The following is a 13,332-nucleotide window of genomic DNA, read 5'->3' as shown; positions in this document are numbered from 1 at the left end:
GGTCGCGCATCAGGCCCCGCTACCCCTGGAAGGGGTCGCGCATAAGGCCCCGCTACCCCTGGAAGGGGTCGCGCATAAGGATGGTGTCGTCGCGCTCGGGGCTGGTGGACAGCAGGGCGACCGGCGCGCCGATCAGTTCCTCGACCCGGCGCACATACTTGATGGCGTTGGCGTTGAGGTCCTTGAACGAGCGGGCGCCGGCGGTGCTTTCGGTCCAGCCGGCGATCTCCTCGTAGACCGGCGTGGCCGCGGCCTGGTCGCGCAGGCCGGCAGGCAGGTAGTCGACGACCTTGTCGCCGATCCTGTAGCCGACGCAGATCTTCAGGGTCTCCAGCCCATCCAGCACGTCCAGCTTGGTCAGGGCCACGCCGTGGATGCCGTTGATGGCCACCGACTGGCGCACCAGCACCGAGTTCGAACCAGCCGCAGCGACGGGCGCGGCCGGTGTTGACGCCGACCTCGCGGCCCACGGTCGACAGGTGCTTGCCGACCTCGTCGAACAGCTCGGCCGGGAACGGGCCTTCGCCCACGCGGGTGGTGTAGGCCTTGACGATGCCCAGCACGAAGCCGGTCGCCGCCGGCCCCATGCCCGAGCCGGCCGAGGCCTGGCCCGCCACGGTGTTGGACGAAGTGACGAACGGATAGGTGCCGTGGTCGACGTCCAGCAGAGCGCCCTGGGCGCCCTCGAACAGGATCTTGCGGCCGGCCTTGTGGGCCTGGTCCAGCACCCGCCACGCCGGCTGGGCGTAGGGCAGGATGCGCGGGGCCAGCGCCATCAGGGCGTCGAACAGCTCTTGCGCGCTCGCCTCCGGCAGGTTCAGGCCGCGACGCAGGGCGCCGTGGTGGCTGAGCAGGCGCTCGATCTTCGGCTTCAGGGCTTCCGGATCGGCCAGGTCGGCGACGCGGATGGCGCGGCGGCCGACCTTGTCCTCATAGGCCGGACCGATGCCGCGGCCGGTGGTGCCGATCTTCTGGGTCGAGGCGGCCTCGCGCGCCTGGTCCAGGTCCTTGTGCAGCGGCAGGATCAGGCAGGCGTTGTCGGCCAGGATCAGCAGGTCGGGGGTGATCGCTACGCCCTGGTCGGCGATCTTGTCGATCTCCGAGAGCAGGTGCCAGGGATCGACCACGACGCCATTGCCGATCACCGACAGCTTGCCCTGGACGACGCCCGAGGGCAGCAGGGCCAGCTTGTAGACCTTGCCGTCCACCACCAGCGTGTGGCCGGCGTTGTGGCCGCCCTGGAAGCGCACGACGACATCGGCTCGGTTGCTGAGCCAGTCGACGATCTTGCCCTTGCCTTCGTCGCCCCACTGGGCGCCGACAACGGTCACGTTTGCCATGGTGGAGATATGCCTTGTCGCCTGCCGGGTGACGTCGCGGGGTCCTTCGACAGGAACTCGACCCCGGACGTTCAATCAGTTTTGGGCGGCGCCGCGCGATCGGTCAAATCGACCCCGCGCGAAGTCAGAAGGCGTAAACCAGCCGGACCCCTGCGTCGTCAAGCCCCTGGTTCTTCCCTTGGTGGAAGATCTGGCCGTTCGACAGGTGGGTGTAGGACAGCTCGACCGACAGCTTGTCGCTGACCTGGTAGCCCAGGGCCAGCTCCGGCTCGAACAGCACGTGCGAGCCGAATTCGATGCGGTGATAATAGAGATAGGTGCGGCGCGCCCGCTCCTCGTCGCTGAGGCCTGGCGCGTTGGCCGGCGGCAGCTTGGCCTTGCCGTCGGTATAGGCCAGGCCCATGCCGGGGCGCAGGTAGAAGCCGCCCCGGCTGGCCGAAATCCACCTTCCAGTCGAAGCCGGCGGCCACGAAGTTCGAGGTGTTTTTGGTGTTGATCGACACCATCGTGTGGACCTGCGGCTTGCCGAGCCAGCGCAGGTTTTCCAGCTTGTTGGTGCGGTAGCCGAGGTGGATGTCGGCGCCGTCCTCGCGTCCGGCGGCGCCCAGGCCCACGGCCTTACCGATGAAGGTCACGTCGTGCTTGTAGACCCCGACGAAGGCCTCTCCGGCCATCGCGGGAGCGGCGAACCCCAGCCCCGCGCCCCCAAGCGCGAGGGAGCCCAAGGCGGCGAACATGGCGGTCTTCATCGAGTTGTCCTGAACAGATTGCCCAGCCCTATATGGAGCGAACGGTCATTGTCGCAAAGTGTTTCAGGCGCGGCCTTTCGAATGGTTGCGCCGGGATGAGGCGGCGGCGCTTCAAAAGCGCGGCCGCAACCCCTAAACCTGGGGGCATGACCATCGCGCTCACCGACATCCAAGCCGCCGCCGAACGCCTGAAGGGCCTGGCCGTCGAAACCCCGCTGATCGAGAGCCCCGCGCTGAACGCGCGCCTGGGCGGGCGCATCTTCCTGAAGCCCGAGACCCTGCAGCGGGCCGGGGCCTTCAAGTTCCGGGCGCCTATAACCGGCTCAGTCAGTTGAACGACGCGGAGAAGGCGCGGGGCGTCGTGGCCTTCTCGTCCGGCAACCACGCCCAGGGCGTGGCCCTGGCGGCCCAGCTGCTGGAGATCCCGGCCCTGATCGTCATGCCGTCGGACTCGCCGGCCGTGAAGGTCGAGGGCACCCGGGGCTTCGGGGCCGAGATCCGCTTCTACGACCGCTTCACCGAGGACCGCGTCGCCATCGCCGACCAGATCGCCGCCGAGCGCGGTTGCACGGTCGTGCCGTCCTACGACGATCCGCACATCATCGCCGGACAAGGCACGCTGGGGATCGAGGTCGTCGAGCAGGCCCGGGCCCGAGGCGCGGAACTGGACCGCGTGCTGTCGCCGGTCGGCGGCGGCGGCCTGATCGCCGGGACCAGCACGGCCGTGAAGGCGCTTTCTCCGTCCACGGAGGTCTGGGGCGCCGAACCCGCCGGCTTCGACGAGACCCGCCGCTCGCTGGAGAGCGGCCGGCGCGAGACCATCGACAACGACGCCCGCTCGTTCTGTGACGCCCTGCTGACCCCGATCCCGGGCGAGCTGACCTGGGCGATCAACAGCAAGACGCTGAGCGGGATCGCCGCGGTCACCGACGCCGAGGTGGCCGAGGCGATGCGTTACGCCTTCTCGGTGCTGAAACTGGTCGTCGAACCCGGCGGCTGCGTGGCCCTGACCGCGGCGCTGACCGGAAAGATCGACCTGAAGGGCAAGACGGCGGCCATCGTGCTGTCGGGCGGAAACGTGGATCCGGGGCTGTTCGCGCAGGTTCTTCAGGGCGAACTCTAAGCAACATAATCCTTGTCTTCCCGGACGCCTCACGGAGGCTCTCCGCTTCGCTGCGGCCGGGATGACAAGAGGAGGATTGGGGACGACATGAAACTTCCAAGCGCCGAGCACCTCCCCCAGACGCCTCTCCTGGTCCTCGACCGCGCGGCGCTGACCCGCAACCTCGCCCGCATGCAGGCCCTGTGCGACGCCGCCGGCGTGCGCCTGCGGGCCCATGGCAAGACCCACAAGTGCTCGACCCTGGGCCGCCTGATCATCGAGGGCGGCGCCGTCGGCCTGTGCTGCCAGACGGTGGGCGAGGCCGAGGCCTATGTGACCGGCGGGATCACCGACGTCCTGGTCACCGCCCCCGTCCCGCCCTGGGGACCGCCGCGCCTGGCGGCCCTGGCCAAGACCGGCGCGACCGTCGGCGCTGTCGCCGACGACGAGGGCCAGATCGACCGCCTGTCCGACGCGGCCGTCGCGGCCGGCGTCACGCTGGATCTGGTGGTCGATCTCGACCTTGGCACCCACCGCGCCGGCGCCTATCCCAAGGACGCTCTTAAGCTGGCCCGCGCCGCCGACGCGGCGCCGGGTCTGCGGTTTGCGGGGATCCAGGCCTATCTCGGCCATCTGCAGCACATGGACGACCTGACCTTGCGCAAGACCGCCGACGAGGCCGCCTTCGCCACGCTGAAAGCCCTGGTCGCCGAACTGACCGCCGCCGGCCTGCCGCCGCCGGTGGTGACGGGCGGCGGCACCGGAACCCACGTCTTCGACCTGGCCTCGGGCGTCTATACCGAGCTGCAGGCCGGGTCATATGCGGTCATGGACGTCGAGTACGACGCCTGCGGCGCGCCGGACGGCCAAGCCTGGGCGTTCGAGCCGGCGCTGTTCATCGCCTCCACCGTGGTCTCGGCCAACCACAAGAGCCACGTCACCGTCGACGCCGGCTTCAAGGCCGTGTCGATGGACGGCCCGCCGGCCCGGGTGGTGGCCGGCGCCGCGCCGGGCTCCCTCTGGCGGCCGATGGGCGACGAGCACGGCATGATCGCCCACCCGGCCCTGATCGACGTGCTGAAGGCCGGCGGCCGCGATCCGCTGGGCTTCGACCGCGCCGTGGCCGACGCCGACGCCGATCCCGACCGCGCCATCCCCGCCGATGCGCCCAAGGTTGGCGACCTCGTCTGGCTGAGCCTGGCCACTGCGATCCGACCATCAATCTCTATGACGCCCTGCATGTGTGGGACGGCGAAAAGCTGGAACGCTGGCCGGTGGACGGCCGCCGGGTCTCCCTCTAGGGTCCGCGCCCAACGACAAGATCTGCTCCTGGAGGGGCTTGAGATGAAACGCCTGCTGCTCGCCACCGCCCTGATCGCCGCGCCCATGCTGGCGCACGCGGCGGACGCGCCCAAGATCGACCCCGCCAGGCTTTCGGCTCACATCAAGGTGCTGTCGTCCGACGCGTTCGAGGGCCGAGGCCCCGCCACCGAGGGCGAGAAGAAGGCCGTCGGCTACATCGTCGACCAGATGAAGGCCATCGGCCTCTCCCCCGCCGGCGACCTGCAAAAGGACGGCAAGCGCGCCTGGACCCAGAACGTGCCGCTGGGCAAGTTCGAGATCGCCGGCCCGGTCGCGGCCAGCGTCACGGTCGGCGGCGAGAAGCAGGCCTTGACCCAGGGCGAGCAGGTCGCCATCCGCGCGGCCATGACCAATGTCGACAGCGTCTCGATCAAGGACGCCCCGCTGGTCTTCGTCGGCTATGGCGTCAAGGCGCCGGAGCGCAACTGGGACGACTTCAAGGGCATGGACCTGAAGGGCAAGGTCCTGGTCGTGCTGATCAACGATCCGGACTTCGAGACAGGTTCCGGCGATTTCGGCGGCAAGGCCATGACCTATTATGGCCGCTGGACCTACAAGTACGAAGAAGCCGCGCGCCAGGGCGCGGCCGGCGTCCTGATCGTCCACGAGACGGCCCCGGCCTCGTACGGCTGGAACACGGTCAAGAACTCCAACACCAACACCATGTTCGACATCGTCCGCAAGGAGCCGGCCAAGTCGCACCCGTCGATGGAAGCCTGGATCCAGCGCGACGTCGCCGCCGATCTCTTCAAGAAATCCGGCCTGGATTTCGACGCCCTGAAAAAGCAGGCCCAGACCCGCGACTTCAAGCCGGTGGTGCTGAAGGGCGCGACCTTCTCGGCCGACTTCAAGGTCAAGCACGAGGTCATCACCTCGCACAACGTCGCCGGTCGCATCGTCGGGACCAAGTTCCCCAACGAGACCATCATCTATAGCGGCCACTGGGACCATCTGGGCGTCGGCGCGCCGGACGCGCGCGGCGACAAGATCTATAACGGCGCCATCGACAACGCCGACGGCATCGCCGCCCTGCTGGAACTGGCCCGCGCCTTCAAGAGCCAGCCCCGCGCCCCAGCGCTCGATCCTGTTCCTGGCCGTGACCGCCGAGGAAAAGGGCCTGCTGGGCTCGGAATATTACAGCGCCAACCCGCTGTTCCCGCTGGCGACCACGGTCGGCGACATCAATATCGACGCCCTGTCGGCCGCCGGTCCGGCCAAGGACATCGGCACCTCGGGCGACGGCAAGGTCGACCTGCAGGACATGCTGGTCGCCAAGGCCAAGCTGCACGGCCGCTACTTCACGCCGGATCCGGTGCCGCAGGCCGGCCACTTCTACCGCTCGGACCACTTCCCGTTCGCCAAGCGCGGCGTGCCGGCCATCTCGATCGGCTCGGGCAACGACCTGGTGAAGGGCGGCAAGGAAGCCGGCGAGAAGGCCGAGGCCGACTACACCGAAAAGCGCTACCACCAGCCGGCGGACGAATGGTCGGCCGACTGGGACCTGTCGGGTCAGGCCATGGACCTGGGCCTCGTCTACGAGATCGGCCACGACCTGGCCAACAGCCGCGTCTGGCCGCAATGGCAGGCGGGCTCGGAGTTCAAGGCCCTGCGCGACAAGACCGCCGCGCAGCGGAAGTAGAGCTCGTTCAAACGCTCCAGCCTTGTCATCCCGGCCGGAGCGCAACGTAGAGCCGGGACCCAGGGGCCGCCGCACTGCCGCCCGCCCCTGGGTCCCGGACAGCCTCTTCGAGGCTTCCGGGATGACAAGCTGTATCCGCGAAGTTTTCTGACATGACCGCCTCCGTCTTCGACCTCTTCAAACTCGGCGTCGGCCCGTCGAGCAGCCACACCATGGGGCCGATGACGGCCGCCGGGTTGTTCGTCGGGCGGCTGCGCGAGGCCGGTAAACTGCCCGACGTGGCCCGGGTCGAGGTCCGGCTCTACGCCTCCCTGGCCCTGACCGGCCGAGGCCACGCCACGGACCGCGCAGTGATCCTGGGCCTGATGGGCTTCGTCCCGGCCATGCTCGATCCCGACACCGGCGAGGCGGCTTTGCTGGAAACCCAGGCCACACAGTCCCTGAACCTGGCCGGCGACCACGCCATCGCCTTCGACGAGGCCAAGGACATCGTCTGGCTGGGCCACGAGCGCCTGCCGCAGCATCCCAACGGCCTGACCTTCACCGCCTTCGACAAGGCGGGCGAAGCCCTGGCCGAGCGCACCTATTTCTCGATCGGCGGCGGCTTCGTCCGCGACGAGCGCGAGATGGGCAGCAACGCCCCGCCGGAGGAAGGCCCCGCCGTCCCCTTCCCGTTCGAGAGCGGCGCCGACCTGCTGGACCGCGCCGCCCAGGCCGGCCTGACCATCGCCCAGGTCATGGCCGCCAATGAGTTGGCCCGGATGGACGAGGGGGCGATGAACGCCGGCCTCGACCGCATCTTCGGAGCCATGGAGGCCTGCATCGATCGCGGCATGCGCCAGGACGGCGTCCTGCCCGGCGGCCTCGCCGTCAAGCGCCGCGCCCGCCAGATCCACCAGACGATCCTCGGCCGGATGGAGCGCCAGATGAGCGACCCGCTGGCGGCCATGGACTTCGTCAATCTGTGGGCCATGGCGGTCAACGAGGAGAACGCCGCCGGCGGCCGCGTCGTCACCGCCCCGACCAATGGCGCCGCCGGCCTGATCCCGGCCGTGCTGCGGTTCTTCGTGCGCTTCCACAAGGGCGGCCCCGAGCAGATCCGGGTGTTCCTGCTGACCGCCGCGGCGATCGGCGCGCTCTACAAGCGCAACGCCTCGATCAGCGGCGCCGAGGTCGGCTGCCAGGGCGAGGTGGGCGTGGCCTGCTCGATGGCCGCCGCCGGCCTCGCGGCGGCCCTGGGCGGCACCAACGCCCAGATCGAGAACGCCGCCGAGATCGGCATGGAGCACAACCTCGGCCTCACCTGCGACCCGATCGGCGGCCTGGTGCAGATCCCCTGCATCGAGCGCAACGCCATGGGCGCCATCAAGGCCATCGACGCCGCGCGCCTGGCCCTGCTCGGCGATGGCCAGCACTCGGTCAGCCTGGACAAGGTCATCGCCACGATGAAGCGCACTGGCGAGGACATGAACGAGATCTACAAGGAAACCTCGATGGGCGGTCTGGCGGTGGGGCTGTCGGTCAACCGGGTGGAGTGCTGAGGACTCGCCCCCCTCCGGGCCTGACGGCCCTCCTCCCCCAGAGGGGAGTTATATACTTGCCAAAGCAACCCGATCCGGTGGATGATTCGAGCGCGTTCCAGGCAGCGTCTTTCGGCAATCATTCCAACGTTGTAGCCTTCCCGCTCACCGATGAATCGGCGGCCGGGGAGGTTCGCGTGGACCGCATCAATCAGTTTGCATTTCTTGACCTTGGTAAGAAGCTGCAAGCGCTATCGTCGGCGCCAGATGCCACCGTCCTGTCGGACAGGGTGTTCGCCGTCTTGAACGCCAAGTCAGCCATGAGCGATTTGCTAAGCGGCAAGCCTGTCCCGCTCGGCGTATCGCGCGCCAAGGCGGAAGCGCTGGGCTCGGCTTTGGAAAAGTTGATCGCCGGTCATTTGGCCAAAGAGGGCGGCGGCATCAAATGGGATGCCGATATCCCTGATTGGCGCTGGCACACTGTGACGGTTGCTGTAACGGCGTTTGAGACCGTTTTTAGCGAGGAAATGCGAGAGGCGGACACCTATCGCGTCCCGACGAGAGGTATCTATTCGACTTCCAAGCTGATTGATGCGGCTGACGAGACGTTTCCCGAAGACCTACGGCCCATCATTCCAGAAAAGACGCGCTTGGATTGGTGCGCGGCGGGACGATGCTTGGCGTTCAACTTGCTTTCGGCGTCTGGATTTCACGTAGCCCGTGCGGTCGAGGGGACCGTTGAGTCCTACTACCAGCTAGCCACCGGGAAACAGAAGACGCTCAATAGCTGGAACGACTACATCAAGGCGCTTGAGCCGCTTGTGACGGCTCCTTCGCCAGATGGAAAGTTGCAGCCGTCCGCGAAGGTCATCGGCGAGCTAAAGCAGATGAAGGACGACTACCGCAATCCGATCGTCCACCCGCGCGTTGTTCTCTCCGAACCAGACGCCAGGATGCTATTTGCCAACGGCGAGAGCGTTATTATCGCGATGGCTCAGGAGATTAGAGACGTGCAGCAGGCCACGCCGATTAACGCCCTTCTCTCGTTAGTTTCCGAATGACCGACATGGCGGATGCTGACGAGAAGCGCGACGAGGAGGCGTTCAATGCCTTGCTAGGCAAGATGATGAACACGCCCCCAAAGCCGCACGACCAGATGAAGAAGGGGCGCGAGCCGAAGCCCGCGCCCAAGGCCGACTGAATGTCAGCGCCTCAACAAGGCATTGGCGATGCGGGTGTTGAGATCGTCGGCTCTTCGCAGGGCGTTCCCGACATTAGCGCCGAGCTTTCTGTTCGCGCGCCAGTGCAAGGCGCGGACGTTGGCGAGGCTATCAGCACCGCCGAGAGCCAGGGCGATAATGTGATCGACCTCCCATCCGTACTCGCCCTGCTTTCCGTGGTGGTCCCACACGATCAGGTTCCCGTGAGCGTCGATGCGATAGTCGGCGGGAGAGACGCCCTGGATCGGGCGACACGATTGCCACGCGGCAATCTTCTTCTGTTCAGTCCAAGGCAGTTGGGATAAAATGTTCATGGCTTGCGCCGTCCTATGCAACGCCCCGTGAGGGGCAGGGATGGCATGTCGTTGTTCTTTCCAGGGAATCACGCGACATACCGGCGTTAGCCATAGCACAGCGCACGCCCGACTAGGAGTCGTGGCGTGCGCTGTTTGTTCTCACAACATGTAGACGGTTTTGGCCTTACGCTTGGCGGCGAGCTTGCGCGCCTTTTGCTTAAGCGTGCGCGCCTTCGTTAGTCCGCCGATAGGTCAGGCGCTTGCCGCCGATCATGCGAAGGGCTTCGTCGGTACGCATGGCGTCGTTCACGCCGAGCGCCGAGCGGTTCGAATAGCGGAAGTCAAACTCGGCGAGATAGCGGCCAAGGTGGGCCGCTGAAACGTGGTGGAAGGTGCCGTAAACGCCGCGCTTGAGAACCGAGAAGTAGCCTTCAACGGTGTTGGAGTGAGCGTCGCCGCGAACGTACTCGTCGCGGCCGTGGTCGACCATCTCGTGACGGGCGAACTCCTTGCCGAGACGCATGTAACCGCCCGCCGTGTCGGTCATTAGGTTCGACGAGCGGTGAACGTTGGTGAAGACCAGCGGGCGCAGCGTAGCGCCGGTGATGTTGGCGATGTGATGCGAGCGAGCGCGACCGTTACGCTCAACGAGCGTATGGACGATCTGCTTACCCATGCCGCCGATGTTCTTCGAGTTGCGCTTGGACTTGTGCTTGTTGGCTTCCTTGCCGCCGACATAGGTCGTGTCGGCTTCAACGGTCTTGCCTTCGCCGCCAAGGGCGCCGGGGTTGGTCTCGGTCATAGCCTCGCGGATGCGGTGGCACATGAACCAGGCGGTCTTGTAGGTCACGCCCAGCGTACGGCCGATCTGGTGAGCTGAAATGCCCTTCTTGCTGGACGACATAAGGAAGGTCGCCAGCAGCCACTTGTTGAGCGGGATCTTGGACTTCTCAAACACGGTCTTGACCGTGACCGTGAACTGTTCGCGGCAAGCGTTGCACTGATAGAGGCCTGGGCGGTGAGCCTTGCCCTTGAGGCCGGTGGCGTCATCCACAACGCCGCAATGCGGGCAGATCGGACCTTGCGGCCAACGGAGCGCTTCGAGGTGCTCACGGGCCTTGTCGGCGTCTTGGAAGATCGGCGAGGTCAGATTCATAGCGGCGGCTCCTGACAGCTAACTTAGCCGTCAGGACTGCTTTGTAAAGTATATAACTCCCCCCCAGAGGGGAAGAAGACATTCTTCCGCCCCCGCTGGGGGCGGACGACCTCGCAACGCGAGGTCAGATGGGGGCCGCGCGGCGCTTGCCGATTTGGCTCGCGATGCTAGGGTGCGCGCCGGGAACAGGAAGGGAACAAACATGGCCAAGGGCAAGATCCGAACCGGCATCGGCGGCTGGACGTTCGAGCCCTGGCGCGGGACCTTCTATCCCGACGATCTCAAGCAGAAGGACGAGCTGAAATACGCGTCGTCGAAGCTGACCAGCATCGAGATCAACGGCACCTACTATTCGACCTTCAAGCCCAACAGCTGGCAGAAGTGGCGCGACGAGACGCCGGACGACTTCGTGTTCGCGGTCAAGGCCAGCCGCTTCTGCACCAACCGCAAGGTGCTGTCCGAAAACAACGATTCCCTCGAAAAATTCCTGTCCCAGGGGCTTGAGGAACTGGGTCCGAAACTGGGTCCCATCAACTGGCAGTTCATGGCGACCAAGAAGTTCGACGCGGCGGATTTCGAGGGTTTCCTGAAATTGCTGCCAAAGGAGCGGAAGGGCGTCCAGCTTCGTCACGCCCTGGAGGTCCGCAGCCCGACCTTCGCCTGCCAGGAGTTCTACGACCTGGCTGCAAAGTACGGCGCGGCCATCGTCTACGCCGTCGACGACGAGGAGCCGACCTGGCCCTGCATCGACCAGCCGACGGCGGATTTCACCTATGCGCGGCTGATGTCCAGCAAGCCGGACGAGCCGACGGGGATGACCTCGGAGGAGCTGGACGGGGTGGTGAAGCAGGCGCGGAAATGGGCCGAACGGGGCGACGTGTTCGCCTACTTCATCGCCGGGGCCAAGGTGCGCAATCCCGCGGCGGCGATGGCGCTGATCGAGAAGCTGGGGGCCTGACTCCCTCTCCCATAGGAGAGGGTTGGGGTGAGGGGTTACGAGGGTCGACGGCGTGCCGGCACTCCGTCCGACGCTGTAACCCCTCACCCTCCCACCGCTCCGCGGCGGGCCCCGCCCTCTCCCATAGGGAGAGGGGTTTCCTCACCCCTTCTTCGGAAACCAGGGCACGAAGCCGCTGGTGCGCGCCACGTAGTCCTCATAGCCCGGCTTGGACTTGCGCATCTTGCCCTCGGTGGTCGGCACGCCGCTCCAGCGGGTCAGCAGCACGGTGATCAGGATCGGTCCCGGCAGGCTCCAGGCCCCCAGGCCCGTCTCCGCCGCGATCAGATAGAGCCCCCACCAGACGCAGGCGTCGCCGAAATAGTTCGGATGGCGGGTGTAGCGCCACAGGCCCCGGTCCATGACCTTGCCGGCGTTGGCCGGGTCGGCCTTGAAGCGGGTCAGCTGCGCGTCGCCGATGGTCTCGAACAGAATCCCGACGACGGCCAGGGCCGCGCCCGCGAAGGCCAGCGGTCCAAGCGCCCCGCCCTGCTGGCCCAGCTGCACCGGCAGAGCCACCACGAACCCCAGGGCGAACTGCAGCGAGAACACCAGCAGCAGGGCGGTCTTGGCGAAGCTCCAGCCGCGATGCTTTTCGGCGTGCTCGATCATCGCGACATAGCGCCGGTCGGGCCCGTGCTGGCGCCAGCGCCAGAACAGATAGCCGCCCAGCCGCGCCGCCCACAGGGCGCAGAGCCCTGTCAGCAGCAGGCCATGTGGGCTCGGAGGTCCTTGCAGCAAGGTGCTGCAGGCCAGCAGCGCCATGCCCGGTCCCCACCAGGCGTCGATGAAGCTGACGTCCTTGAGCCGGAGACTGATCAGCCAGAGCGCCAGGAAGGCGACCGCCGAGACAGCGGCGTTGATGGCGAGGACGGTGAGCAGCGGCATGGCGAGACCTCGGGTCTGGTCACCAAGATACGCGCCAAACCTCGAAAAAGATTTCGCCCGCTACAGCCAGAGCCCCTCGGCCTCTGTCGCGTCGCCCCAGAAGCCCGCTTGCGGCGGCGTGATCCGCCCGCGCTCGACCCGCAGTCCCCCCGGGTGATCGGTCGCCAGCCACCACGGCCCATCGAGGTCGGCGAAGTCGCTGGCCCCGCCCAGATGCAGCGCCGGCGCGACGCCCAGGGACGAGGCGACCATGCAGCCGGTCATCACCTGGAAGCCCAGCGCCTTGGCCGACTTCAGCATGGCGACCGCCTCGGTCAGGCCGCCGGTCTTGTCCAGCTTGAGGTTCACCGCCTGGTAGCGCCCCTTCAGCGCCGCCAGGTCGCCGCCGACATGGACGGACTCGTCGGCGCACACCGTGAACGGCGGGTCCCAGCCTTCGAGGTCATGGTCGGCGTCGGCCGGCAGCGGCTGCTCGACCAGGGCGATCGGCAGGTCGGCCAGCAGAGATTTCAATCCGTCGAGAATGTCGAAGGTCCAGCCCTCGTTGGGATCGACGATGAAGCGGGAATTGGGTGCGGCGGCCGCGACGGCGCGCAGGCGCGCGGCGGGGTCCTCGGCCGACAGCTTGATCTTGATCAGCGGCGCGTCGGCCACGGCCCGGGCGGCCTGCCCCATGGCCTCGGGCGTGTCGAGGCTGACCGTCACGGCGGTCACAAGGGCGGAGGGGATCGGCAGGCCGGTGGCGGCGGCCACGCTGACCCCGGTGCGCCTGGCCCGCAGGTCCCACAGCGCCAGATCCAGCGCGTTACGGGCGGCGCCAGGCGGCAGTGCGGCGCAGGCGGCCTCCACATCGGTCGCGGCCAGGGCCGGCGCCAATTGGGCCAGCACGCTGTCGACCGTCTCGCCGTAGCGGCCATAGGGCACGCTCTCGCCGCGCCCGACGTGGCCGTCAGCCGAGGCGACCGCCTCGACCACGTCGGCGGCGGTCTTGACCCCGCGCGAGATGCGGAACGGGGCCTTCAGCGGGTGCGAAACCGGACGGACGGAGACGGCGATCGACATG

Annotated in this window: 7 protein-coding genes and 7 pseudogenes; 8 read left to right on the top strand and 6 right to left on the bottom strand. The window is 67.2% G+C overall.

Features of this window, described 5'->3' with window-relative positions; genetic code table 11:
• Positions 1 to 52 precede the first annotated feature (52 nt).
• Together ACHMW8_RS12795 and ACHMW8_RS12790 are read right to left on the bottom strand one after the other, a co-directional pair.
• Positions 53 to 1,340, bottom strand: a pseudogene (locus tag ACHMW8_RS12795) (adenylosuccinate synthase).
• A 124-nt stretch (positions 1,341 to 1,464) separates the two neighbouring features.
• Positions 1,465 to 2,089 (bottom strand): annotated as a pseudogene (locus tag ACHMW8_RS12790) (acyloxyacyl hydrolase).
• Positions 2,090 to 2,235: 146 nt separating this feature from the next.
• On the opposite strand from ACHMW8_RS12790, the pseudogene ACHMW8_RS12785 reads away from it, so the two are divergent.
• The 6 genes and pseudogenes from ACHMW8_RS12785 (at position 2,236) to ACHMW8_RS12760 (ending at position 8,913) form a co-directional block, all read left to right on the top strand.
• Positions 2,236 to 3,212 (top strand): annotated as a pseudogene (locus ACHMW8_RS12785) (threonine/serine dehydratase).
• Between the two features lie 87 nt (positions 3,213 to 3,299).
• Positions 3,300 to 4,492, top strand: a pseudogene (locus ACHMW8_RS12780) (DSD1 family PLP-dependent enzyme).
• A gap of 43 nt (positions 4,493 to 4,535) precedes the next feature.
• Positions 4,536 to 6,192: pseudogene (locus ACHMW8_RS12775) on the top strand (M28 family metallopeptidase).
• A 152-nt stretch (positions 6,193 to 6,344) separates the two neighbouring features.
• Positions 6,345 to 7,733, top strand: a complete 1,389-nt coding sequence (locus tag ACHMW8_RS12770; RefSeq protein WP_395445741.1) for an L-serine ammonia-lyase — start codon at positions 6,345 to 6,347, stop codon at positions 7,731 to 7,733.
• Positions 7,734 to 7,789: 56 nt separating this feature from the next.
• Entirely contained in the window at positions 7,790 to 8,773 is a 984-nt protein-coding gene (locus ACHMW8_RS12765) for a hypothetical protein (RefSeq protein ID WP_395443549.1), read from the top strand.
• A gap of 5 nt (positions 8,774 to 8,778) precedes the next feature.
• On the top strand, positions 8,779 to 8,913 hold the full coding sequence (locus ACHMW8_RS12760) for a hypothetical protein (protein ID WP_395443548.1): 135 nt from the start codon (positions 8,779 to 8,781) through the stop codon (positions 8,911 to 8,913).
• A gap of 3 nt (positions 8,914 to 8,916) precedes the next feature.
• On the opposite strand, the gene ACHMW8_RS12755 is transcribed toward ACHMW8_RS12760, so the two are convergent.
• Entirely contained in the window at positions 8,917 to 9,246 is a 330-nt protein-coding gene (locus ACHMW8_RS12755; protein ID WP_395443547.1) for an HNH endonuclease signature motif containing protein, read from the bottom strand.
• A 199-nt stretch (positions 9,247 to 9,445) separates the two neighbouring features.
• The gene (locus ACHMW8_RS12750) at positions 9,446 to 10,384 is read right to left on the bottom strand and encodes an IS1595 family transposase (RefSeq protein ID WP_395443546.1); all 939 of its coding nucleotides are present in this window, start codon (positions 10,382 to 10,384) and stop codon (positions 9,446 to 9,448) included.
• Positions 10,385 to 10,512: 128 nt separating this feature from the next.
• Here ACHMW8_RS12750 and ACHMW8_RS12745 point away from each other — a divergent pair.
• Positions 10,513 to 11,342 (top strand): annotated as a pseudogene (locus ACHMW8_RS12745) (DUF72 domain-containing protein).
• Positions 11,343 to 11,369: 27 nt separating this feature from the next.
• Positions 11,370 to 11,480: pseudogene (locus tag ACHMW8_RS12740) on the top strand (hypothetical protein); the annotation flags it as partial.
• 3 nt (positions 11,481 to 11,483) lie between these two features.
• Here the strand turns inward: ACHMW8_RS12740 and ACHMW8_RS12735 are convergent.
• Positions 11,484 to 12,269, bottom strand: a complete 786-nt coding sequence (locus ACHMW8_RS12735) for a DUF1295 domain-containing protein (protein ID WP_395445740.1) — start codon at positions 12,267 to 12,269, stop codon at positions 11,484 to 11,486.
• A gap of 60 nt (positions 12,270 to 12,329) precedes the next feature.
• The gene (locus ACHMW8_RS12730) at positions 12,330 to 13,331 is read right to left on the bottom strand and encodes a dipeptide epimerase (protein ID WP_395445739.1); all 1,002 of its coding nucleotides are present in this window, start codon (positions 13,329 to 13,331) and stop codon (positions 12,330 to 12,332) included.
• Between the last annotated feature and the right edge of the window lies 1 nt (position 13,332).

The organism is Caulobacter sp. UC70_42 (assembly GCF_044056025.1).
Classification (GTDB): domain Bacteria; phylum Pseudomonadota; class Alphaproteobacteria; order Caulobacterales; family Caulobacteraceae; genus Caulobacter.
Note: the sequence above shows the minus strand (reverse complement) of the source record. Positions and strands in the feature narration are given on the sequence as shown.

Coding starts and splice junctions, on each gene's coding strand:
- ACHMW8_RS12770 (WP_395445741.1), top strand. CDS start 6,345: ATGACCGCCTCCGTCTTCGACCTCTTCAAACTCGGCGTCGGCCCGTCG.
- ACHMW8_RS12760 (WP_395443548.1), top strand. CDS start 8,779: ATGGCGGATGCTGACGAGAAGCGCGACGAGGAGGCGTTCAATGCCTTG.
- ACHMW8_RS12755 (WP_395443547.1), bottom strand. CDS start 9,246: ATGAACATTTTATCCCAACTGCCTTGGACTGAACAGAAGAAGATTGCC.
- ACHMW8_RS12750 (WP_395443546.1), bottom strand. CDS start 10,384: ATGAATCTGACCTCGCCGATCTTCCAAGACGCCGACAAGGCCCGTGAG.
- ACHMW8_RS12735 (WP_395445740.1), bottom strand. CDS start 12,269: ATGCCGCTGCTCACCGTCCTCGCCATCAACGCCGCTGTCTCGGCGGTC.
- ACHMW8_RS12730 (WP_395445739.1), bottom strand. CDS start 13,331: ATGTCGATCGCCGTCTCCGTCCGTCCGGTTTCGCACCCGCTGAAGGCC.